Here is a 23,066-nt window from a genome sequence, read left to right as displayed (position 1 = left end):
GATGATCTCTCTCGCAGACTATCTCACGGAATTTCCCGAAGAGAGCGACAGGCCGTTTCAGAGCCTGAAGACCGCCAAGCCGGCGGCGCAGAAGAAGCCGAGCTTCGAGCATCTGACGCTCGTCGCCGACGGTCTGCCGGTCAAGAAGCGGCCCGCCAGGAAGGTCCCCGAGCACCTCGAGGCGATTCCGGAAATCGGCGACGAGGCGAAGGCCCTGGAAAGCGTCGAGTTCGACGCCGCCGACTTCGGCTTCGATGCGGCCCCCATCGGCGAAGAGGCGGAGCCGGCATTTCCGATGTTCCCGCAGGTGACCGAGGAGGACGTCGAGGCAGCCCGGGCGGAAGGGCGCGAGGACGGACGGCTGGAGGCACTCGCCGAGATCGAGCAGCGTGTCGAGGGCGCGGTTGCCGCAGCGGTGGAAGCCGAGCGCGCGAAGGCCGCCTCGGCCACGGCAGAAGCCGTCGAGGCTGCCCGGCGCGAGGCGCTGGCGGAAGAAGGTGGACGCCTGGGCGAGCTTCTCACCGACAAGCTCGAACGCATCGAAACGGCCATGCGCACGTCCTTCGCCAGCGTTCTGAAGCCGATCGCGATCGACATCCGCAGCCGCCAGACGGTCGAGGAACTCGCCGCCGCGGTCTCGACGCTGTCGCTCGACGGGCGCGCCCTGTCGCTCGAGGCGGTCGGCCCGGCGGTGCTTCTCGACGCTTTTGCCGAGGCGCTCGGTCCGCGCCGCGGCTTCGTCGCCTTCGAGGCGGACGATAGCCTGTCCGACATCCGCATTTCCTGTGATCAGACGACGCTCGAGACCCGTCTTGCCGACTGGAAGCGGGCGCTGGAAGAGGCCTTGCAGTGAGCGAACAGTCCGAGGCCGGCCATCTGGAACGTCAGGAGATCATCATCGTTCGCCGCCGCGGCGTCGGCGACGACGGTCACCATGGCGGCGCCTGGAAGATCGCGTTCGCCGACTTCATGACGGCGATGATGGCGTTCTTCCTGGTGATGTGGCTGACCAACTCGTCGGACAACGCAACGCGCAAGCAGGTCGCCCAGTACTTCAATCCGATCAAGCTCAACGATCCTTCGCCGGCGACCCGCGGCATCAAGCAGAAGGACGACGGCGCGGACCGGACGCAGAACCAGAACGGCGAGAGCGCCGCCGAGACGAATGGCGATCCGCGCGGCAACCCCGTCGCCGGCGACGAGACGGGCGGCGAGGAAAAGTCGATCTTCCGCGACCCCTATTCCGTGCTCACCGAGATCGTCTCGGAGAGCAACAAGAACGGCGACGGTGAGATGAGCGGCAAGCCGGACGGTTCCGGCCTGCCGGGGCTCAACGGCGGCGAGGCCTACCGCGATCCCTTCGATCCCGATTCCTGGCAGCTTTCGCCCAACGTGATGGAAAGCGGCGGCCGACTCGAAGACGTTCCGCCGATCGAATTCCGCACCGCCGTCCTGCCGCCGGAAGATCCGATGACCGATCCCGAAAAGGGACCGAAGGGAGAAGGCGTCGACGAGCCGGGCAAGTCCATGGCCGAGGGCGATCAGAAGGACAAGACCGGCTTCAAGCAGGCCGGCGAGGACAAGGGCGCGCCGAGCGGTCGTGGCAAGGACGCCGCCGGCAAGGCCGACGACGGCACCCTGTCGAAGGCCGGCAAGGGCGAGGGCAAGACCGGCAAAGAGGGCGAGGCGGAGAAGCTGCGGGCCGATCTCGGCGCGGAACTGTCCAAGCTCGGCGGCGACCTGCCGGCGAATGTCGAGGTCGTCGAGGGCAAGGGCGGCATCACCATCTCGCTCGCCGACGACGTGACGTCCGGCATGTTCCCGGTGGGGTCGGCCAAGCCGAGTGCCGATGCCATCCTGATGATGGAAAAGATCGCCGCGGTGCTGTCCAAGCGACCCGGCGAGATCACCATCCGCGGCCATACCGACGCCAGGCCCTATACCAGCGGCGAATACGACAACTGGCGGCTGTCCACCGCGCGGGCTCACATGGCCTACTACATGCTCGCCCGCGGCGGCCTGGACGAAGCCCGCGTGAAGGCCATCGAGGGCTTCGCCGACCGCGAGCTCAAGGATCCGAAGAATCCCGAAGCTGCGATCAACCGGCGCATCGAAATCTTCCTGACCGAGCCCAGCGCCTGATGCGTTCCAGCGTTCCACCCATGGCGCGTTTCCTGGCGCTCCTCGCCCTCGTGCTCGCGTCGCCGGCCGTGGGTGAAGAGGCGCATGACGATGCCGGCCACAGCACCGCCGAGCAGGTGCGCAAGGCCGGCGAAGCGGCCCGGCGGGGCGATGATGCGGCGGCCGCGGCGGAAAAGGACGCGCACGAAGCGGGCGGACATGGCGCGGCGGACGACGCCCACGCCAGTGACGGCGCCGAGGCTCACGAGGACGCCGCCGCCCACGACGCCAGCGAGGCGGGGCATGAAGGCGAGACCGCCGAGGGCGACGGCGATGCGGCCCATGGCGCGGACGGCGAACACGCCGTTCATGCCGAAGAGCCGGCTCCGACGCGGGGACCTCAACCCTATCAGGTGATCCGTTCGCTGCAGTTCCTGCAGGATCAGGCGGCGCGCGGCAACGTTTCCGCCAACCGGGTTCAGTCGCGGCTCCTGCAATGGTACGGCCCGGCCTTCGAGCGGGCGACCCAGGATGCCTGGAAGGACGGGCGCAATCAGCGGGCCGCGGCCCTGTTCGTCCTCAGCGGCGGCCCCCCCTCGGTGTTGCGCATGGTGCTCGCCAAGAACGACTTTCCCGCCGATGTCCGGCCGCTGCTCGACGGTGCGCTCGCCTATGTCGAGAACCGCCAGACGGATGCCCAGAAGCTTCTGTCTGCGCTCGACGTCGACGCGATGGAGCCCGGGCTGGCAGCGCAGATCAATCTCGCCCTTGCCCAGATGCAGGCGCAGTCGGCGCCCGACAAGGCGCTGGAGCGACTGCGGCGGGTGATGCTCGACGGCACCGGAACCCTGCTCGAGGAAGCGGCGCTGCGGCTGGCGATGGTGCTCGCCGAGGACCTCGGCGACCATGACCGGGCCGACGGATACGGGCGGCTCTATTTCGACCGTTATGCGCGCTCGGTCTATGCCGGCAACTTTCGCGCGAGGTTCACGGCGCTCTATGTCGGGCGGCCCGTCGATCAGGCCGAGAAGACGGTGGCGCTGATCGCCGATGCGGTGGAGCGGATTCCGCTTGCCGACCAGCTCAACATCTATCTGTCGATCGGCCGCCGGGCGCTGATCGCCGGCAACATGAAACTCGCCGGCATGGCGGGCGCGAAGGTTTTGACGGTCACCGGTCTCACGAATCAGGCCCGGCAGCGGGCGCTGCTCTACGTCTCGGCTTCGACGCTGACGGAGCGCGAGCCGGCCGAGACGATGGCGAAGCTCGACGAGATCGACCGCGAGAGCCTCCATCCCGCCGACCGGAAGCTTTACGATGCCGCGCTCTCGGTCCTGGGCGAGATCCGCAAGCCCCTGATGGCCGATGCCGGCATGACCGCAGACGACAAGACGGACGACGCCGCGGCGACATCGATCGATTCTGCCGTCGTCGACCGCGCGACGAAGCTTCTCGACGCCGTGCGCAGCGATTTGGAGGACATGGACAAATGACCGCTGCACGGGGGGTGTCTGGAGACGTTTCGGCGATGCCGGCAGGGCGCAAGGCGGGCCGGGAGAAGGCCGGGCAGGCGAACGAGGCGGAGGGCTTTGCCGCGGCCATGCGTGGCCTTGGTTCCCCGCGCGACGAAAAGAACGCGGCCTCTGTCGCGACCACGAAGGTCAAGCCTGCCGACCGATCCCCCTTGCATGCGGGACGCCAGGGCGACTTCGGCCCGCAGCAGGAATCCGTCACGATCGATCGCGGCGAAGGCAAGCAGGAGACGAAGGCAGCGGGCCGTATCGCCGCCTCGAAGGACGAGGGCGCGGGCGCCACGGCTGAAGAGGGCGGCGTGACCGCCGGCCGCAAGAGGCCGGCTCGGGGCGCTTCGTCCGACAAGCCCGTCACCACGCTGGAGGGAAACGCGTCGGCCGAAGGCGATGCCCGCGATGTCGGAACGGTCGAGAATTTGGAGCCGAAGGCAAAGGCCGAGGCGACGAAGGGCGATGGCGAGGCGGCGACGCCGCGCGATCGGCCCTCGTCCCGGACGGAAGGGCATGATACGCCGGCCAAGTCGATGTCCGCCGCGAAAGACGGCGCCCGCGAGGGCGAAGGCGCAAGGGTCGCGGAGGCGACGGGGGCACCGTCGTCCGCGGACGGGAAGAGCGCCGAGCCGAAAGCCTCGGCTGAACCTGCGCCCCGTGTCGAAACGAAGGGTCGGCAGGGCAAGCAGTCGCCGCAAGAGCGGATCCTCGCCGAGCGCGATCCCGAATTGCGCCGCCTGCGGATCCTGCAGTCCGGCGTCGGTGCCGAGAACCCCGCCGTCGAACTGCAGCTTTCCGCCGAGGAGGTCGCCGACCGACTCGGCATCCTGCTACCGGGCGAAGTGGACGAGAACTCCCGGAGAGAGGCCGTGCCGGTACCGGCGCGGAGCGGGCGCGTCATCGTCACCGTCGGTCGGGGCGAGAGCTACGCCATCGACCCCGTCGAGCAGGACGAGCCGTCGGCACCGGCGGGGACGACCGCCGAGGCGCGATCCTCCGCGCCGCTTTCGCCGGATGCCAAGCTGGCGGCAATCCTCGGCGGGTTCGGGCTCGAAAGCCGGATCGTCGCGGCGATCGCCGCCGAGCCGGAGAGGCGCTCGAGCGAAATCGATCGCAATGCGGCCTCCGCCCCAACCGCCTGGCACGCCGGCGGGGCAGGGGCGGTGTCCACTGCGGCGACGAAGTTGCCGAACAGCGAAATCAACACCTCCCTCGACGGCAGCGGGACGGCAGAGGCGGCAAAGCCGGCCGTGCCGCTCGTCGCTCCCGGCGCCAGACCGGGCGTGACGAGCCAGTCCGCGGCGGAGCCGTCTCCGATTGCAGCTTCGACACAGGCTCCGGCCGGCGGGGCGAATTTCGTCGTTCCGGAAAGAGGCGCCGCCGGAGCTTCCGTTCCGCTGTTCGCGAGTCAGTCCGCGGCGGCCGCAGGCCCGGCGGATGCTGCCGGAAAAGGGCGAGCATCTGCAACGACACAAGCTGCAGGCGCGACGGTGGACGCGGCACGCATGACCACCATCCGACTTCCGGAGCAGCCGGGCGCGTCGCGGCCGCTCGGTTTCGGCACAAGGGTGGACCTCGTCTCGATGCGGACCGACTTCGAGCCGGCGACGCGCCGAAGCGAGCGCGGCGGCGGCGTCGGCGATGCACCGGCTGCCCGCACCGGCGCCTTGCCGGTCGAGGCTGGCAGCTCGACCGGCGCGGCTTCGGCGCGCAGCGTTCTTGCTGTCCTCGATGACGCACTCTCCGCAGGCTCCATCGCCGCGCGTCCGGCGGGTCGCGATGCGGTGCTTTCGGCCGTTCCGGCTTCGTCTGCCGGCGGCGAGAGACATGCTGCCGGCGCGCAGGCGACCGGCCTGGCCGCTGGCGCCGAGACGATATCTCGCGCGTCAGCAGCGCTGAGCGAGACCGCATCCGGCGCGACGGCATCGGAGTTGCGGCCACAAACCGCCCGGCAGTCCGAGGCGACCGCGGCCGACGGCCCGGCGCCCGCTCGAGCCGTTCCTGCGGAGGCCGGCACCCGCCGGGACGCAGGTGACCTTCCGGCCCGACAGGCGCCCACAGAGGCTGCGTCTTCCGCCGCCGCAACGAACAGGTCGGTGGAGCCGGCACCATCCAGAACTCCCGGGAGCGCCCCGCAGGTCGTGACGCAAACCGGCGTCGCGGCATCGCCGGACCGCCTTCCCGCGCTGCCGGCCGATCGCCCGGCGTCGACGGAACCTCTCGCCGCAAGGGCTGCGAAGGACGGGGCGGCCATGGTGCCCGCTTCGGCCGAACAGAAGGGAGCGGCCGCACAGATCCCGGCCCGGGCACTCGTCGGTGACAAGGTCGCTGCGTCGGCCGGTGCCAGCGACGCAGTCGCATCAAAGTCGCCGGAGCCGGTCTCCGGCGGCATGCCTGTGCGCGCCGAAGCCGTCGGGACCACTGGACAACCTGCGTCCAGAACCCCCGAGCCCGCGCGCGAGGGCCGTCAGATGCCGGCCGGCGAGCCGGTGCGGCCGAACGTTGCGCGCGAGGCAAGCGTGCCGACGGGTCGACAGGCGGGCGCAATGGTGGCCGCCGTGGCGAACGGTGCCGAGGTCAGCCGGCGGGGCGTCGATCCGATCGCTGCCGGCGAGCGTCATCCGGAAGCCGTGACGCCGCCGCGTCGCTCCCGGGGGCCGGACGAGGACGTTTCGGCATCGGTCGCAAGGGATGAGCGGGTTGCGGCCCGGGCGCCGGCACCGGGTGAGGGCGCGCCGACGCGCGCCGACGCGACTGACGCCGGCGGCGCCAGACACGACGCGCGGGCTGCTTCCAGGCCAGTCGAAGGGTCGTCTCCGCGCAATGAACCTGCCTCCGAGCGGGTGAGCCGCAAGGCCCCCGTGGCGGGCCAGAACGCGCCGGCGAAGGCTTCGACGACCCCGACCCCGACCCCGACCCCGCTGCCCACACAGACGACGGCGGAGGGATCAGTCCGCGGCGCCTTCACCGCCACCGGTGATGGCGCGGCCGCCGCCCCGTCTGAATCTGCGAAGCCCGCCCCGGCGGAGCGGTCGGCGCAGGCATCCCCGACGCCGCGCATCCACAGCGAGAGCGGCGCTGCCGCGATGCCGGCCGGCGAGCCCAGGGGGCCGGCGAGCCGGACGACGCCAGTGATGCCTGACGCCCAGCCGCAGGCTGTCGCCACGTCGACTGCGCCGCGGGCCGAGCACCCGGTTGGCGCCGAGCCGTCGCAAGGCATGCATGAGACGGTTGGCGAACGGGTGGCCGAGCCGTTGCGCCCGGCCGAAGCGGCGACGGATCAGGGGCCGAGCGACCGGGGCCAGCGCCAGGAACAGCAGCCGCGCGTCGTCGATCGGCCCGCAGCCGCGGCACCGGCCGCCGAGCCCAGGGGTTCTGCGAGCCGGGCGATGCCCGTGGCGCCGGGCGCCCAGCAGCCGCAGGCCACCACGGCCGCGCCGGCGGCGCCGAGAACGGACCATCCGGTTGCCGCCGAGCCATTGCCGACCATGCAAGCGGCCGCTGGCGATCCTGCTGCCGAGAGGCTTCCTCCCGCCACTCCCGCGGCGGAACCGGACGCCCGGATCCAGCGCCCGGAACAGCAGGCTCGGACCGCTGAAAAGCTGGGCATGCCGGGGCTCGACGACCTCGCCAGGACGAAGCCGCTCAGGCAGGCTTCGAGCCAGTCCGTGCGGTCGGAAGAAGGCGGCGTCGCGGCATCGCGGCAAGGCATGCTCTCGGCCCCGACGGTCCAGGTCGCCGATGCGTTGGCAACGGCGCTCACCCGGATGGATCCGGCCGCCAACGCGCCCGCCGGCGCGGACCGTACCCGCCTCAGGGCCGGCGGTGCCGCGTTGAAGACCATCCAGATCCAGCTGGCTCCCGAGAAGCTCGGCAAGGTCAACGTCACGCTGAAGCTCATCGGCGACACGCTCGCCGTCCACATCGAGGCCACCGAGCCGGAGACGGCGCATCGGCTGAAGGACGACAGCGAAGGTCTGAAGTCGCTGCTGAAATCGGCCGGCTTCGACGTCGACGAGGCGGTCATCACCCTCGGTACGCGTGACGCGGGCGGCCCGCGCGGTGCACACCAGCCGGGTCCGCAGGGCGATGCCTCGGCCAACGGCCAGACCCGCGAAGGATCGGCGAACGGTCAGTTCGCCTCCGATGGCCAGGCGGGCCATGGCGACCGGCGCGACGACGGACGACCGCGGCGGCCGCAGGCCCAATCGGGTGCGGGATCTCTGGATGGAAGCCCGGAAGCCGGCGGCCGCAACCCCGGCCGCGACCCCTCATTCTATCTGTGAGCCGGCGCGTGGCGCGCCTGCCACGCGGTGCGTTCGGAGAATTTTTGGTTTGGCGGCGGGCAAATGCCCGCCGCCGCCACGTTAAGCTTTCGTTAACCAAAAACTTTTTCGTTAAAAATCAGTGGGTTGGCGTTCAGATGGAAAGGGATGGTTAACAAACCCCAAATTCTTGGGATTGGTGCAAGACTCGCGTCAGGTTACCGTTTCTTTACCAACAGCGCGGCGGCGGACGAGGGGTTTAAAATGATCGTAGTGGTTGATAATCGGGAACTGGTGACGAGCGGTTACGAGTCGCTTTTTGCACGTGAGGGCGTCTCGACGGCGACCTTCCATTCCAGCGAATTTCGCGATTGGGTCGAGACGGCGCCGGACGCCGACATCTCGGCAGTCGAAGCCTTTCTGCTCGGCGACTTCGACGACCGGGCGGGATGCCCGCGGGTGATCCGTTCGCGCTCGACCGCGCCGATGATCGCGCTCTCCGAGAGCCGCAACCTGGACGGGACGCTCGATCTCTTCGCGGCAGGCGTCGACGACGTCGTCGCCAAGCCGGTCCACGTCAAGGAGATCCTGGCTCGCGTCGGCGCCATCCGCCGCCGCGAAAACGCCGAGGCGACCCGCACCGTGGTCGGTGAGATCTGCGTCTATCAGGATGGCCGCGACGCCGAGGTCGCCGGCAAATCGATGGCCCTGCCGCGCCGCGAGCGCCGCATCCTCGAATATCTGGTCTCCAACCGCGGGCGCCGGGTTTCCAAGCAGCAGCTCTTCAACGCCATCTACGGCATCTTCGACGAGAACGTCGAAGAGAACGTCATCGAAAGCCACATCTCGAAGTTGCGCAAGAAGCTGAAGATGCGCCTTGGCTACGATCCGGTCTCCTCGAAGCGATACCTCGGATACGGCATCGGTGTAGAATAACACCCGGTTTCTTTCCAAAGTATTAATCATGAATGCCTTGCCGTTGTTTTTCGGCAAGGCATTTTTTATTTCAGGCCATCTCCGGCAAGGCCTGCCGATCACAGCTAGGCACAAGCTTTCCAGCCTATCCGTGGTGCAGCGCGACAGGCAGCGGAGTCAAAGCCCATGAGCATCAACGGCGTTTTCAGGACCAGCGTTTCCGGCATGAATGCACAGGCCAACCGCCTGTCGGCCATCTCGGACAATATCGGCAATGCCAATACCGACGGTTACAAGCGCAGCGAGACGGAATTCTCCTCGCTGATCTTCGCGCAGTCGGACGGACAGTATAATTCCGGCTCGGTCACGACCCAGGTCCGGCAAACCATCAGCCAGCAGGGCAGCACGGCCACCACGTCTTCGGCGACGGACGTCGCCATCCAGGGCGACGGCTTCTTCGTGGTCCAGGATGCCAACGGCCGCGACTTCTACACGCGGGCCGGCTCCTTCGTCGAGAAGACGCAGAACGTCGGCGGGACGGAGACGACCTATCTGGTCAATACCGCCGGTTACCGGCTGACCGGCACGTCGCTGACGGACGGCACGACCGGCCCGATCGAGCTGCCCGTCGGCAAGCTGATCGCACCGAAGAAGACGGAGTCGGCGGAGTTTTCGCTGCAGCTGCCATCGTCAGCCACGGCCGTCGCCAGCGGCACCGCACCGACCGCCACCTCTCCGGCCGACACGGCGTTCACCAAGAAGACCTCGCAGGTCGTCTACAACCAGCTCGGCGAAGCGCGCACTCTCGACATCTACATCACCAAGACGGCCGACAGTCCGGCAAATGCGACGGACGACTGGACGGTCTCGATCTTCGATCAGGCGCAGTCGACGAATGGCGGCTTCCCCTATGCGGCGACCTCGCCGGAAACGCTGGTGGAATACAGTCTCGACGTCTCGTTCGACCCGGTGACCGGCCTGCCGACCACTCCCGTCGGGGCGCAGAGCCTGACGCTCGCCGACGGCAGCTCGATGGACCTCGATTTCAAGTCGCTGACGCAGTACGGCACGGACTTCTCCGCCAAGGTGACGCCCGACGGTAATCCCGCCGGCTTCATCAGCGAGTTCAAGATCAGCGACGAGGGCATCGTCAACGGCATCATGAGCACCGGCGACACCGTGCCGCTCTATCAGATCAATCTCGCGACCTTCTCGAGCCCGGATCGGCTGTCCGCCGGCGTCGGCAACGTCTATTCGGCCAATGCCAATTCCGGCGCCGCGGTTGCCGGCATTCCGGGGGTGAACGGCTTCGGCTCGCTGAAGTCCAACGCCATCGAACAGTCGAACGTCGATCTGGCGACCGAGCTGACGGACATGATCGAATCCCAGCGCTCCTACAGCGCCAATTCGAAGGTCTTCCAGACCGGCTCCGAGATCCTCGACGTCATCATCAACCTGAAGCGCTGATTGGCGCGCGGCGGCTTTTGCCACGGGACTAAAACGAGATGTCTCTTCTTTCCGCCTTCTCGAGCGCGCGATCGTCGCTTGCCACCGTGTCGCAGCAATCGGCTCTGGTGTCCCGCAACGTTGCCAATGCGGAAAATCCGGCTGCGACACGCAAGTTCGCCAACCAGACCTCGTTGATCTACGGCGGCGTGTCGATCGGCTCGATCTCGCAGTCGAGCAATCAGGCGCTGTTCAGCTCGATGACCAGCGCCAACGCCTCCCTGGCTGCGGCCGACGTGACCTACGGGGCGCTCAACTCGATCAGAAACGTCATCGGCGACACCGATTCGATCACGTCGCCGGCGGCTCGTCTGGCCGAGCTCGAGGCAGCCCTGTCGCAATATGCGGTGACCCCCGAAGACACGCAGACGGCGCGTGCCGCCGTCAGCGCGGCCTCGGATCTCGCCACCAGCCTGAATGCCGCGACCGGGGCGATCCAGACGGCGCGGACCGATGCCGACCGGCAACTCGCCGACACGGCGAACAAGATGAACAGCCTGCTCGAGAAGTTCGAGAAGCTGAACAACAAGATCATGGTCGGAACCACGGCCGGTCACGACATCACCGACGAGATCGACCAGCGCGACCAGATCGTCACGGAGCTTTCCGGCTATCTGGGGCTGAACGTCCAGGTTCGCACCGGCAACGACATGACGCTGCATACCGATTCCGGCATCACCCTGTTCGAGACCACCGCCAGGCAGGTCGAGTTCGCGCCGAAATCGGCCTATGACGCCACCGTCGTCGGCGGCAGCTTCAAGATCGACGGCGTCAGCGTCAGCGGCACTTCGGCGGGCATGCCGATCAAGTCCGGCAGCGTCTATGGCCTTTTGGCCTTCCGCGACGAGACGGCCGTCACCTTGCAAGGGCAGTTCGACGAGATCGCCGCTTCGCTGGTGGAGGCCTTCTCCGAAACCGACGCGGGCGGCCCGCCGACGACCTGGTCCGGGCTGTTCGCGATCACGGCCAACGGTTCCTCGGTCGATCTGGCGTCCGTCACCTCGAAGGCCGGCTTTGCCGGACGCATCAGCGTCTCCGCGAACGTCGTCGCCGATCCCACGCTTCTGCGGGACGGCAACATCTCCGGCCAGAGCATCGACTACAACACCGGCGACAACGCCGGCTTCAGCGGCCGGCTGAACGATCTCATCGCCAACCTCTCCGGGCAACGCAGCTTCGATGGTTCCCTCGGGGCGGGCACGTCCGGGACGATCGGCGACTACATAGCCTCCGCAATCAGCTGGCTCGAGGACAAGCGATCGGCAGCCAACGACAATGTCGACTACCAGTCGACCGTGTTGTCGCGCGCCCAGGAATCGCTCTCGGACCTGACCGGAATCAACCTCGACGAGGAGATGGCCCATCTTCTCGACCTCGAGCGCTCCTATCAGGCGTCGAGCAAGCTGATCTCGACGATCGGCGAAATGATCGACTCCATCCTCCAGATCGCCTGAGAAGCCGCGCCATGACAAACTTTCTCGTGTCGAACTATTCGCTCCTGTCTTCGCCGCGCAACGCCGTGTCGAAGATTCAGCAGGAGCTGACGATCATGCAGAAGCAGGCGACGACCGGCCGGCTCGCGGATGTCGGCCTGACGCTCGGATTGCGGACCAGCCAGTCGATTTCGCTGCGCTCGGAAACCGAGAGCGTCGCTCGGCAGCTCGATACCAACGCCATCATCTCCCAGCGCTTCTCGATCATGCAGAACGCCATGGATTCGCTTGCGGCCACCGGGGACTCCCTGCTTTCCTCGCTGATCGCCAACGGCTCCGGCGATCCAGGCACGACCGCCAACATCGATCAGGCGAGGGCGAGCCTGCAGCAGTTCGTCGGCGCTCTCAACAGCTCCTCTGGCGCGCGCTTCCTGTTCTCCGGCACCGCGACGGATCAGCCCTCGATCAGCTTTCCGACGGCAGGCGGCGGCACCGCCGACACCTATTTCGAGGGCTCGCAGGCTCAGACCGCCACGGCTGACGCCTTCACCGCCGTATTCGGGTTCAGCCAGGACGATGCGGCCGTCGCCGACATCAGCGAGAGCGATCTCGAGGCCTTCCTCGACGGTGCGTTCGATGACCTGTTCTCGACGGCGCCGGGCGGCGGCTGGAAGGACAACTGGTCGAATTCCGGCGACGGCACGACGGTGAACCGGATCAGCGACAGCGAGTCGATCAAGACGTCCTATTCGTCCGACGAAGAGGCCTTCCGGAACATCGCCAAGGCTTACGTCATGCTGTCCGACCTCGGCAACGCCAACATGAACGAGAGCGCGCGCCAGCTTCTCACAAGCCGCGCCATCGAAACTCTCTCCAAGGGACTCAACCAGCTCACGGAGTTGCGGGCCGAGATCGGCGGAAGCCAGTCGCGGCTCGACATCGCCGACGAGACGTTGGCCGCCCGCAAGAACGTGTTGACCATCTCCATCTCCGATCTCGAGGAGGTCGACCAGTACGAGGCCAGTACCCGGGTGACCGGTCTGCAGACGCTGCTCGAGACGTCCTACGCACTGACGGCGCGTATCTCGCGACTGAGCCTGTTGAACTATCTCTGAGCTTGGGTGCACCGATGGCGACTGCAGGATCAGCACCGCACACGAGAGACGGGGCGGACGGGCGAAAGCCACGCTTGCCGCCAGTCGTTTCGGCCCGGATCGGCGCGACGTTCGATTCCGTCGGCCAGGACCGGCTTCGCGGCGGCCATGGGCCGGAGCGGCGAGCCGGCCGCGACATGGGCTCCTCGGCCATCAGCCGCGCCGTCGCCCGGCCCGGCGATGCCAGGATTTTCGCCGGCGCGCTCTATTGAGCGGGGCGAAGACCGACGATCGAGTTGGGGCGCCGAGGCGGCCCAGCGCAAACAATCATTGAGTTCACCAAGCCCGAACGTCGGCTGCCGGCCGTTCAACGGGTAGGATCAAGGGGTAGGAATGTACCAGTTCTCCTATGCGGAAATCTCCGAGGATGTCGAGATCAACGCACGCGAACGCGAACGCCAGGCGCTCGACCATTCGATCGACCTGTTGAAGCGCGCAGAGAAGAACGGGCCGCGATCCCGAGATGCGATCGAGGCGATCTACATGACCAGAAGTCTCTGGGCGATCCTCGTCGAGGACCTCTCCAGCGCCGAAAACGGCCTGCCCGAAAACCTCCGCGCCGAACTCATCTCGATCGGACTGTGGATCATGCGGGAGGCCGAAGCGATCCGTCTCGGTCGGTCGAGCAATTTCCAAGGCATCATCGAAATCACCACTCTGATCCGCAACGGACTGAATTGATCATGGCAATCCTGCGCATTTCTCTGCGGGCCGGCGAGCGAATCTTCGTCAACGGCGCCGTCCTCAAGGTCGATCGGAAGACGACCCTGGAATTCCTCAACGACGTGACCTTCCTTCTGGAGAGCCACGTCATGCAGGCCGAGCAGGCGAAGACGCCGATGCGGCAGCTCTACTTCATCGTCCAGATGATGCTGATGGATCCCAACAGTTCGGAAGCGGCCATGGTGCTCTTCGGCAAGGCCCATCCGGCGATGCTGAAGACCTACAGCAACCGCGACATCATCGACGGTCTGCTCGAGGTCGAGGATCTGATCGGCCGCGGCCGGAACTTCGAAGCGCTGAAGCGCGTCCGCTCGATGATCCCGCTCGAGGATCAGATCCTCGGCGAGTTCTCGGACGCCGGCAGCACGGTGGCGAAGTTCGAACCGCCGCTACGCCTCGCCGCGGGAGCCTGAGATGAGCGTCGACGCCGTCTCTTCCGCTGCTTCGACGTCGCAGTCGAGCAGCACCGCGGCCAAGACCGCGTCGCTCGACTACGACGCGTTCCTGAAGCTTCTCGTCGCGCAGATGTCGAACCAGGACCCGCTCAATCCGACCGACTCCGCCGAGTACATGGGCCAGCTCGCCAACTTCTCCTCGGTCGAACAGCAGATCCACACGAATACGAAGCTGGATTCGATGATGGCGGTTTCGGCGCTGACCCAGGCGGATTCGCTGATCGGCCGGAAGATCACCTCCGCCGACGGCTCGACCACCGGTATCGTCGCGGCGGTCCGGGCCAGCCGTTCCGGTATCGAAGCTGTGACCGCGAGCGGTGCTACCGTCCTGCTCCAGTCGGGCACGAAGGTCGAGTAGCCATGAACGAAGCGGAAGCCATCGAGATCGTCCAATCGGCCGTCTGGACGATCGTCGCAGGCTGTGGACCGGCGGTCGCCGCAGCCATGGTCGTCGGCGTGGTCATCGCGCTGTTTCAGGCGCTCACCCAGATCCAGGAGGTGACCCTCACCTTCGTGCCGAAGATCCTCGCGATCTTCGTCGTCATCGCGCTGACGGCGTCCTTCACCGGGGCGCAGGTCTACGCCTTTACCCAGGAATCCTATTCGCGAATCGAGTCCGGCTTCGATCGCTGACCTTCCGCAGACCCCGAGACCTGCCTGACCGCAAATTTCATGGCCCGTCGGACCCGATCCGGCGGGCCTTTTCTTTGGCCGGCGCGCGGCCAGACCAAATCAGCCTGAAGCAACCTTGATCTGCGACGACCAAGTCCGGCGTACGGCCCGACGCGTCCGTCGCCGAAGACCGCAGATGAGGTTGGTTCATGGCCGTCGACATTCTGAAGCCCGGTATTTCCAGCGCTCAGAAAGCAAGGGACGACAGGAGGTCCGGCAACCGCGAGATCGGCTTTGCGATCGCGGTGGTGACGGTCCTGACCATCCTGTTCGTGCCGATTCCGGCGATCCTCATCGACATCGGCCTGGCCTTCTCGATCGCCCTTTCGATCCTGATCCTCATGGTCGCGCTGTGGATCCAGAAGCCGCTGGAATTCTCCGCCTTTCCAACCGTCCTCCTCCTGGCGACGATGCTGCGCCTGTCGCTCAACATCGCGACGACGCGGGTGATCCTGTCGCAGGGCCACGAGGGCGTGAACGCCGCCGGTCACGTCATCGGCGGCTTCTCGCAGTTCGTCATGGGCGGCGACTTCTTCATCGGCATCATCGTCTTCCTCATCCTGATCATCGTCAACTTCCTCGTCATCACCAAGGGCGCGACGCGTATCGCCGAGGTCGGCGCCAGGTTCACCCTCGACGCCATCCCCGGCAAGCAGATGGCGATCGACGCCGATCTTTCGGCGGGTCTCATCGACGAGAAGGAATCCCAGCGCCGCCGCAAGGAGCTGGAGGAGGAGAGCTCGTTCTTCGGTTCGATGGATGGCGCCTCGAAATTCGTCCGCGGCGACGCGATCGCCGGGCTGATCATCACCGCCGTCAACATCTTCGGCGGTATCGTCATCGGCGTGACCCGTTACGGCATGGACGTGGGCGCGGCGGCCGACGTCTTCACCAAGCTGTCGGTCGGCGACGGCCTCGTCTCGCAGATCCCGGCGCTGATCGTCTCTCTGGCCGCCGGCCTTCTCGTCTCGAAGGGCGGAACCCGCGGTGCCGCGCAGACGGCCGTCCTCAACCAGCTCGGGCATTATCCCCGCGCCCTGATGGTCGCTGCGGCGCTCATGGCCCTCCTTGCGCTGCTCCCGGGCCTGCCCTTCCTTCCCTTCATCGCCACAGCCGCGGCCATGGCCTTCGTCGCCTGGACCGTTCCGAAGCAGCGCCGCGAAGAAGAGGCGGCCGTCGTCGCGGAGAAGGCCGCCCAGGACAAGCTCAGCGCCGATGCGGAGAAGGACTCCGTCAAGGAGTCGCTCAAGATGGTCGAGATCGAGCTGGTGCTCGGCAAGCAGACCTCGGCCCACATGTTGGCCAAGCGCGAGGAGATGGCACGCCGGGTCCAGAAGATGCGCAAGCGCTTCGCCGCCCGCTACGGCTTCGTCGTCCCGGAAATCAAGCTGTCGGACGACCTGACGATCGATCCGAAATCCTACCAGATCAAGATTCACGGCACGACCGTCGCTTCGCAACCGCTGCGTCTCGGCGAAATGATGATCGTTCTCGGCGACGCGCCTGGCCCGGACATCCCGCATGACATCACCAAGGAACCGGCCTTCGGCATGCGCGCCGCATGGGTCTCGGAGAGTTTCACCGGGGAATTGAAGCGCCAGGGTTTCGAGCCGATCGACACGCTCTCGATCGTCCTCACCCATCTGTCCGAGGTCATCCGCAACAACCTTGCGCAGCTGCTTTCCTACAAGGACATGCGGGTGCTGCTCGACCGGCTCGACAGCGAGTACAAGCGGCTGATCGACGAGATCATTCCGACCCACATGTCCTATTCGGGCCTGCAGGCGGCGCTGAAGCTGCTGCTCGCCGAGCGTGTCTCGATCCGCAATCTCAACCTCATTCTCGAAGCCATCGCCGAGATCGCGCCGCATGTGCGACGGTCCGAGCAGATCGTCGAGCATGTCAGAATGCGCATGGCCCAGCAGATCTGCGGCGATCTCCTGCACAACGGCAAGCTCTCGGTGCTCAGACTCGGCAACCAGTGGGATCTCGCCTTCCACCAGGCGCTGAAGCGCGACGCCAAGGGCGACGTCGTCGAGTTCGACATCGACCCGCGTCTGGTCGAACAGTTCGCCGGCGAGGCGACCAAGGCGATCCGGGCCAAGATGGATCAGGGCGAATCCTTCGTGCTCGTCTCGGCGCCCGATGCGCGGCCCTACGTCCGGATGATGATCGAGCGGATCTTCGTCACCCTGCCGGTCCTCAGCCATGTCGAGATTGCCCGCGGTGTCGACATCCGCCCCATCGGTTCGATTTCGTGATCGGCGCGCTTCCCGACGTCGCCCTGTCGCTGTTCCTGATCTTCTGCAGGATCGGAACGTGCCTCATGGTGATGCCGGGAGTGTCCTCGGCGCGCATCCCGGTCCAGGTCCGGCTGTTCCTGTCCTTCGCCGTGGCGCTGGCGCTCGCCCCGGGGCTGCTTCCCATCGTCCAGCCGCTGGTCGTGGCCGGCGACGACGCGCAGCGTCTGCGGCTGATCTTCTCCGAGTCGCTGGTCGGATTCGTGATCGGCATGCTCGGCCGCATCTTCATGCTCGCCCTGAGCTTTGCCGGCCACCTCGTCGCCAACCTGATCGGCATGGGCCAGGCGCTCGGTCCGTCGATCGAGGACAACGAAAGCTCCGCCGCCCTGACGACGTTGATCACCATGACGGCGACGACGCTGATCTTCGTGCTCAACCTTCACGCCGAGATCGCCCGGGCGCTCGTCGCCTCCTACTCGGCGATCGTTCCCGCGATCGGCTTCACCGCCCAGGCGAGCCTGATCGCCATCACCGACAACCTGTCGGAGGCCTTCCTCCTCTGCCTCCGGCTCTCCAGCCCGTTCATCCTCTACGCCGTCATCGTCAATTTCGCCATCGGCCTTGCCAACAAGCTGACGCCGGCGATCCCGATCTACTTCATCTCGCTGCCTTTCGTCCTGGCCGGCGGGGTGGTGCTCTTCGGCTATACGATCGGGGACTTCATGACGATCTTCATGCAGGAATTCCAGAACTGGGTGCTCAACGGATGAGCGAGACCTCCGACCGGGTCAAACGGCTGAACCGTATCCTCAAGGTCCAGGCGCAGAAGCGTCTCCTGGAGGAATGGCGCCTCGGCCAGCTGCGCGAGCAGCGCCTCAACCTGGAAAAGTCCGATGCCGAAATCCTTGCCAGCCTCGGCGTCGACAATGCCCTGCACGGGTTGTTCGTCGGTGCCAAGGTCCGCAACCTTCGGCGCAACGAGGCGGAGCGCACGAAGCTGACCGAGGCCGAAAGCATGGCCGAAGAACGCCTGCGGCAGGTCCGGCGGGTCGAAAAGAGCCTCGAGAAGGTGAGAAACCGCACCGGACGCCTCGCCGATGCCGAGGCCGAGGCGATACAGCGCGACGCCAGCATCGACGCCTTCCTCGCCCGTACAACAAGCTTCGAATAAGCCGGGCGCAATAGAACGGGGACAACGACCCGGCAACCGAAGCGGCACGGCATGCGTCCATGACCATCTCCAACGACTTCTCGATCAAGCCTGCCGCCCTTGCGGCGACGAAGGCCGAGGCCGTCGGTCGCACCGTGCGCTCGGCCGGGACGCCGGCTGCCGCAGAGAGCTTCGCGGCAGCCTTGGCGACAGCAGGCGACGCGCAAGGGCCGACCAAGGCGAGCGCGGCGGCGGAGGTGCCGACGATCCGTCCGCTGGTCAAGCACGAGGCGCGCGAAGTGCCGCCGCTCGAGCAGTTCGAAGGCTTCGTCCTCAGGAGTTTCGTCGAATCCATGCTGCCGAGCGGCGAGTCGGAATTCTTCGGCAAGGGAACCGCCGGCGACATCTGGCGCTCGATGCTGGCCGAGGAGATCGGCAACGAGATGGCCAAGGGCGGCGGCATCGGCATCGCCGACACGATCGCCAAGAAGGGCGGCGCGCCGGTGGACGGCCGCGCGAGCGCAGCAGCGGGCGACAGCATGGCAAGGCTTCGGGCGGAGGACGGCGCCGCGCTCGCGGCGACGCATCGCAGCGCGCGGCAAGGCGGCTGAACGGCGGATCCTCGCCGTCCGGCACTGCCGCAAGCGAATGATCGACCAAGCCGCTCGATGCGAGTGGCGGCATAACGACAAACAAGGATGGTTCGGATGTATCAGGCAATCGAAAAGGCGGCGGATCGGCTGGAATCGATCCTTTCCCTGGAAATCGACACGCTTCGCGGCAAGACCAGCGAACCGCTCGCCGAACTCACCACCCGCAAGAACCATTGCCTGCTCGAGCTCAGCCGGCTGTCGCGCGCGCTCGCAGGGCAGAACGAGCGGGACGGCCGGATCGAAGATCGGCTGCGGCTCTTGCAGAAGGCGCTGCAGGAAAATCAGCGGATCCTCGGCCTGCACGTCAAGGCAAGCCACGAGATCGGCGGCGTGATCGCGGCGACCATCGCGGCGGCCGATTCCGACGGCACCTACACCACCGCCGTCGTTCGCCGGGGCTGATCCGGTGATCAAGCTCATCGGCATCGGCGTCTGGGCGGCCATCGTCGCGCTCGGATCGAGCTACGTGATGGCATCGGTCTTCGCCCCCGCACCGCAGGCCGAAGCGCAAAAGGATCCGACCTATTTCGACGGGCTCGACTATCGCTCGACCGAGAGCGTCACCATCCCGATGATCTCGAACGAGACGATCAAGGGCTACATCCTCGCCCGCTTCGTCTACACGATCGACGGAAACGTCGGGAACACGCTGAAGGTGCCGCCGGACCCGTTCATCCTCGATGAGGTCTTCCGCCGGCTCTATTCGACCGAAAACTTCGATTTCGACCGTCCCGAGAAGTTCGACCTGACGGAACTGACGACCTCGATCCGCGACGCGGTCAACGCCCGCTTCGGCATGGAACTGTTGCACGAGCTTCTCGTCGAACAGTTCGACTACATCGCCAAGAAGGATGCGCGCAGCGGCAATGCCGGAGGCGGCAAGTCCACCGGCGAGACCGTCAAGATCGGCAGCGTCGGCCACTGATGTACTCAACGATCGAACGCGTCAGCCCCTCGGCTCGTTGATGTGAGGCGACCCCCTCGGCTCGGAGGCGGCGCCGGCACCGCAGCGATTGCCGAGCACCTGTGCATCGGTTCGGCCGGCGGAGGCGTCGACGTCGACGTCCGACGATGTCAATCCGGCAAGGCGTAGTAGCGCCCGGTGAGCCGGCGGATCTCGGCCCGCGTCGGCTGGATCTCGCCGCCGACGAAACGCACGCCGATCTCGCGGCCCGCCTGCCAGACGATCACCACCGGCGACAGCCGCATCTCGACTTCGTCGAGGACGAAGAAGCGCGGCGGGAGAGGCCGGTCGGAACCACGGCGGATGCGCGCGCCGCTCCTCGAACGGTCGTAGAGCATGCCATCGTCCAGGAACCTGCGGGACAGGCCCGCAAGCTTCACCGGCCGCAGCCTCGTGCGCCGCCGCGCCTCGAGGCGGCCGTCCTCACCGGGTTGTCGGTCGCAAAGCCCCTGCATGGGGACACCTTAGGCGCGATCTCTTCAACAAACCCTGAACCGCGACAAGATCAGCCTCGTTGACTTGCGGCCTTCGTCCGAACCCATCGAGAAAAGATTAACCCGGGCCTGCGATGTTTGGAGACGTCGAGGCCGCATGATGCCGCTTCGCCCTGTCCCCACCCATCGAGGTCGTCATCATGAGTCAAAGCGCGTCCGTTTCGGCTGCCCAAAAGCTGAAGGCCGCCAATCAGTCCGACCGGGTCGTCAAGGCGCTGTCGCTGTGCCTCTTCGTCCTGTCGACGGGCTTCTTTTCGGCGGTGACGGCGATCTCCTACATGTATCCGGGCTATTTCGACCGGCTTTTGATGGAGCGGATGGCGAAAGTCGAAATCGATCCGATCGCCGTCGGCTCGACGTCGAAGCCGGAGGATGACGGAGAAGCTTCGAACGTCGCGGCCTTGCCGGTGCCGGTGCAAGTTCGGCCGTGGACGTTGAAGCCGCAGGATTTCTCGATCGTGATGGTCTTCGGCGACGAGGCGCATCTCGCCTCGCCGGGTGAGCTCTGGCACGTCGGAGTGGGCTCGACGGTGCCCGGCCTCGGCAGGATCCTTGCCATCGAAGCAAGCAAGGACGGAGGCACCGTCAAGGCGGAAAATGCGACATTGAAGGGCGTGCCGCAGTAATACGTCGGAGCGAATGGAGCGGCCTGTCGGTCGCTCCACGCTCAAAAGAGGCTCAAGCGCCGCTCGGCCCAACCGGCTTTCCCATCGAGCGATGCCTTCACGCGCAGGCCGGTTTGATTTTGGCCCGGCGGACCGGAGCGGATGGCGGTCGCTTCCCGATCCGGTTTCCGTCGAGCGGAGGGGGCGCCGTCGACTTCGAAAAAGTCAGGCGTCCCGTCTGGCGATCCAGTCGTGGTCGGGATGGTTCTTGAAGCGCCATTTGCGCAAGGGGCCGGCCATGACGTTGAGATAATACATCTCGTAGCCGTATGGCGCGGCGCAGGGGTGATGCCCCTTCGGCACCAGCACCACGTCGTGGTTGGAGACGCTGAGGGTCTCGTCGAGCGTGCCGTCCTCGGTGAACACCCGCTGGTGTCCGTAACCCTGCGCCGGGTTCAGCCGGTGGTAATAGGTCTCTTCCAGATAGGTCATGTCCGGGAAGGCGTTCTCGTCGTGCCGGTGGGGCGGATAGGACGACCAGTGGCCGGCGGGGGTGAACACCTCCGTGACGAGGAGGGAGTCGGCGACGTCGCGTTCCTCCATGGCGATGGCGTTGATGTGGCGCAGATTGGTTCCCTTGCCCCGGTCGGCGAGCGAGATCCCATCCGGGCCGATCCGTGCCGCCTTATGGCCGCCGGAGCCCGGCGCGGTGCAGACGGCCAATGTGCAGGCCGTCGTCGCGGTGGCGGACCATTCGCTGGCGTTCGGCACGTAGAGGCAGTGGGGCGGCGTCTTCTCGAAGACGTCCATCCGCTCGCCCATCTCGCCGAAGTCTTCGCCGCTCGCCGAGAGCTTCGCCTTACCTTCGACAAGAACGAGAATGGCCTCGCGGTCGCCGGTCGCCTCGCCGGCGGTGTCGCCGGGGGCGAGACGGTAGAGGGAGAAGCCGACATAGGCCCAGTCCGGCGACAGCGGGGACTTTGCGTTGTCCGGCGTGATGGCGTGGACCTTGCCGGTGGTGCCGGCCGGCTTGCGCAACAGATCGCTCATCGCGGCGCTCCTTTCGTCATTGATCGTCTTCCTGAAGGAGCCGCATGGTCGCCATGCCGGTTATCCGCTCGGTGCCGCTTCCCCGGCTCGGTCAGGACGCTTCGGAAAGCCCGGCCTCTTTCGCCAGAGCCTTCAGCGTCTTCAGGCCGAGCGACTGATACTTCATCGGATTTCTGACCGCCGGGTCCTGTTCGGCCTCGATGACGATCCAGCCGGAATAGCCGTTCTCGGCGAGGATCTTCAGGCACGAGCCGAAATCGACGCCGCCCTCTTCGTCGCCCGGCACGGTGAACACACCGCGGCGGACGCCCTCCAGGAATGACAGGCCATCGCGCCGAACCTCGGCCATCACCTCGGGGCGGACGTTCTTGGCGTGGAAATGCGACACGCGGGAGATATGCTTGGCGAGATAGGGCGCCGGATCGACGCCGTTGCCGCCGAAATAGAAGTGTCCGGCGTCGAAGAGCAGCCGCGTCGCCAGGCCGGTGTTGGCCATGAACAGGTCGAGCTCGGCGGGGGTCTCGACCACCGTTCCCATGTGGTGGTGATAGACCAGCGGCACGCCCTCGGCCTCGCAGTGCTTCGCGACGGCCTCGACCTTCGCGCCGAATTCGGCCCAGCGCTCCTTCGGCAGAACGGGGGAGGCCGCAAGGCTCGCCGCATCGTTGCCGTGGATGGCATTGGAAGTCTCGCAGGCGATGCAGACCGTGCAGCCCATCGCCTTCAGCCGGTCGAGATGCGGCTGGATCAGCGCGATCTCCGCCTCGGCCGTCTGGGTGAGGAGGTTCAGCGAATACCAGGCGGAGACGAAGGCGAGGCCGTGGGGCTCCAGCGCGGCCTTCAGCGCGGCAGGATCCCACGGCATCTTGTGGCCGTTCTCGATGCCGTCGAAGCCGATTGCGCCGGCCTCGGAGAGGCAGGTTTCGAGGGGAATGTCGGCGCCGAGGGATTGGTCGTCGTCGTTGGACCAGGCGATGGGGTTGGTGCCGAAGCGGATCATTGGGGGCGTCCTGTCGGGGGAGAGTTGGAATGCGTCGGGTTATGCGGAGGATGGGATAGCGTCGTCTTATGCGCCGCGCCGTACCCCCCTCTGCCTGCCGGATCTCCCCCTCAAGGGGGGAGATCGATCGTTCTGAGAAG

The 23,066-nt window shown here is 66.5% G+C and carries 23 protein-coding genes; 20 read left to right on the top strand and 3 right to left on the bottom strand.

The features are described from left to right. The first annotated feature begins 1 nt into the window (after position 1). From GTK09_RS10615 to GTK09_RS10525, 19 genes are all read left to right on the top strand, one after another. On the top strand, positions 2-853 hold the full coding sequence (locus GTK09_RS10615; protein ID WP_163463135.1) for a hypothetical protein: 852 nt from the start codon (positions 2-4) through the stop codon (positions 851-853). Next, positions 850-2,142, top strand: a complete 1,293-nt coding sequence (locus GTK09_RS10610; RefSeq protein ID WP_163463134.1) for a MotB family protein — start codon at positions 850-852, stop codon at positions 2,140-2,142. The genes GTK09_RS10615 and GTK09_RS10610 overlap by 4 nt, the downstream gene beginning before the upstream one ends. Continuing rightward, positions 2,142-3,614 carry a MotC family chemotaxis protein gene (locus GTK09_RS10605; protein WP_163463133.1) on the top strand — a complete coding sequence of 491 codons (1,473 nt, stop codon included), beginning with the start codon at positions 2,142-2,144 and terminating at the stop codon, positions 3,612-3,614. The genes GTK09_RS10610 and GTK09_RS10605 overlap by 1 nt, the downstream gene beginning before the upstream one ends. Beyond that, positions 3,611-7,930: a flagellar hook-length control protein FliK gene (locus tag GTK09_RS10600; RefSeq protein ID WP_163463132.1), complete on the top strand. Its 4,320-nt coding sequence runs from the start codon at positions 3,611-3,613 to the stop codon at positions 7,928-7,930. Before GTK09_RS10605 ends, GTK09_RS10600 begins: the two co-directional genes overlap by 4 nt. A 243-nt stretch (positions 7,931-8,173) precedes the next feature. Next, positions 8,174-8,845, top strand: a complete 672-nt coding sequence (locus tag GTK09_RS10595; RefSeq protein WP_163463131.1) for a response regulator transcription factor — start codon at positions 8,174-8,176, stop codon at positions 8,843-8,845. A gap of 165 nt (positions 8,846-9,010) precedes the next feature. Further along, positions 9,011-10,291 (top strand): flagellar hook protein FlgE, encoded by a 1,281-nt coding sequence (locus GTK09_RS10590; RefSeq protein ID WP_163463130.1) that lies wholly within the window; start codon positions 9,011-9,013, stop codon positions 10,289-10,291. A gap of 38 nt (positions 10,292-10,329) precedes the next feature. Continuing rightward, positions 10,330-11,784 carry a flagellar hook-associated protein FlgK gene (flgK, locus tag GTK09_RS10585; RefSeq protein ID WP_163463129.1) on the top strand — a complete coding sequence of 485 codons (1,455 nt, stop codon included), beginning with the start codon at positions 10,330-10,332 and terminating at the stop codon, positions 11,782-11,784. A gap of 11 nt (positions 11,785-11,795) precedes the next feature. Beyond that, complete coding sequence (locus GTK09_RS10580; protein WP_163463128.1) at positions 11,796-12,878, top strand: flagellar hook-associated family protein; 1,083 nt, start codon at positions 11,796-11,798, stop codon at positions 12,876-12,878. A gap of 74 nt (positions 12,879-12,952) precedes the next feature. Then, entirely contained in the window at positions 12,953-13,129 is a 177-nt protein-coding gene (locus tag GTK09_RS10575; protein WP_163463127.1) for a hypothetical protein, read from the top strand. Between the two features lie 121 nt (positions 13,130-13,250). Beyond that, entirely contained in the window at positions 13,251-13,598 is a 348-nt protein-coding gene (flaF, locus tag GTK09_RS10570; RefSeq protein WP_163463126.1) for a flagellar biosynthesis regulator FlaF, read from the top strand. Further along, positions 13,598-14,053, top strand: a complete 456-nt coding sequence (flbT, locus tag GTK09_RS10565) for a flagellar biosynthesis repressor FlbT (RefSeq protein ID WP_376767994.1) — start codon at positions 13,598-13,600, stop codon at positions 14,051-14,053. The genes flaF and flbT overlap by 1 nt, the downstream gene beginning before the upstream one ends. Position 14,054: 1 nt before the next feature. After that, on the top strand, positions 14,055-14,453 hold the full coding sequence (flgD, locus tag GTK09_RS10560; protein WP_163463125.1) for a flagellar hook assembly protein FlgD: 399 nt from the start codon (positions 14,055-14,057) through the stop codon (positions 14,451-14,453). Between the two features lie 2 nt (positions 14,454-14,455). Next, entirely contained in the window at positions 14,456-14,728 is a 273-nt protein-coding gene (gene fliQ / locus GTK09_RS10555) for a flagellar biosynthesis protein FliQ (protein ID WP_163463124.1), read from the top strand. Positions 14,729-14,916: 188 nt separating this feature from the next. Further along, on the top strand, positions 14,917-17,028 hold the full coding sequence (flhA, locus tag GTK09_RS10550; RefSeq protein ID WP_163463123.1) for a flagellar biosynthesis protein FlhA: 2,112 nt from the start codon (positions 14,917-14,919) through the stop codon (positions 17,026-17,028). Beyond that, the gene (locus GTK09_RS10545) at positions 17,025-17,780 is read left to right on the top strand and encodes a flagellar biosynthetic protein FliR (RefSeq protein WP_163463122.1); all 756 of its coding nucleotides are present in this window, start codon (positions 17,025-17,027) and stop codon (positions 17,778-17,780) included. Before flhA ends, GTK09_RS10545 begins: the two co-directional genes overlap by 4 nt. Beyond that, positions 17,777-18,181, top strand: coding sequence for a hypothetical protein (locus GTK09_RS10540; RefSeq protein ID WP_163463121.1), 405 nt, complete (start codon positions 17,777-17,779; stop codon positions 18,179-18,181). Before GTK09_RS10545 ends, GTK09_RS10540 begins: the two co-directional genes overlap by 4 nt. A 59-nt stretch (positions 18,182-18,240) precedes the next feature. Beyond that, a complete protein-coding gene (locus tag GTK09_RS10535) occupies positions 18,241-18,771 on the top strand; it encodes a rod-binding protein (RefSeq protein WP_163463120.1) in 531 nt (176 codons plus the stop codon). Positions 18,772-18,867: 96 nt separating this feature from the next. Further along, positions 18,868-19,215, top strand: coding sequence for a hypothetical protein (locus GTK09_RS10530; protein ID WP_163463119.1), 348 nt, complete (start codon positions 18,868-18,870; stop codon positions 19,213-19,215). 4 nt (positions 19,216-19,219) lie between these two features. Next, positions 19,220-19,738 carry a hypothetical protein gene (locus GTK09_RS10525; RefSeq protein ID WP_163463118.1) on the top strand — a complete coding sequence of 173 codons (519 nt, stop codon included), beginning with the start codon at positions 19,220-19,222 and terminating at the stop codon, positions 19,736-19,738. 149 nt (positions 19,739-19,887) lie between these two features. Here GTK09_RS10525 and GTK09_RS10520 read toward each other — a convergent pair whose 3' ends face one another. Beyond that, entirely contained in the window at positions 19,888-20,232 is a 345-nt protein-coding gene (locus GTK09_RS10520) for a PilZ domain-containing protein (RefSeq protein WP_163463117.1), read from the bottom strand. A 179-nt stretch (positions 20,233-20,411) separates the two neighbouring features. Here GTK09_RS10520 and GTK09_RS10515 point away from each other — a divergent pair, with 179 nt between their 5' ends. Further along, the gene (locus GTK09_RS10515; protein WP_163463116.1) at positions 20,412-20,897 is read left to right on the top strand and encodes a hypothetical protein; all 486 of its coding nucleotides are present in this window, start codon (positions 20,412-20,414) and stop codon (positions 20,895-20,897) included. 204 nt (positions 20,898-21,101) lie between these two features. On the opposite strand, the gene iolB is transcribed toward GTK09_RS10515, so the two are convergent. Next, entirely contained in the window at positions 21,102-21,926 is an 825-nt protein-coding gene (iolB, locus tag GTK09_RS10510) for a 5-deoxy-glucuronate isomerase (protein WP_163463115.1), read from the bottom strand. A 91-nt stretch (positions 21,927-22,017) separates the two neighbouring features. Further along, entirely contained in the window at positions 22,018-22,926 is a 909-nt protein-coding gene (gene iolE / locus GTK09_RS10505) for a myo-inosose-2 dehydratase (protein WP_163463114.1), read from the bottom strand. Positions 22,927-23,066: the final 140 nt, after the last annotated feature.

The sequence above is a fragment of the Jiella pacifica genome (assembly GCF_010500815.1).
In the GTDB taxonomy this organism is placed as follows: domain Bacteria; phylum Pseudomonadota; class Alphaproteobacteria; order Rhizobiales; family Rhizobiaceae; genus Jiella; species Jiella pacifica.
Note: the sequence above shows the minus strand (reverse complement) of the source record. Positions and strands in the feature narration are given on the sequence as shown.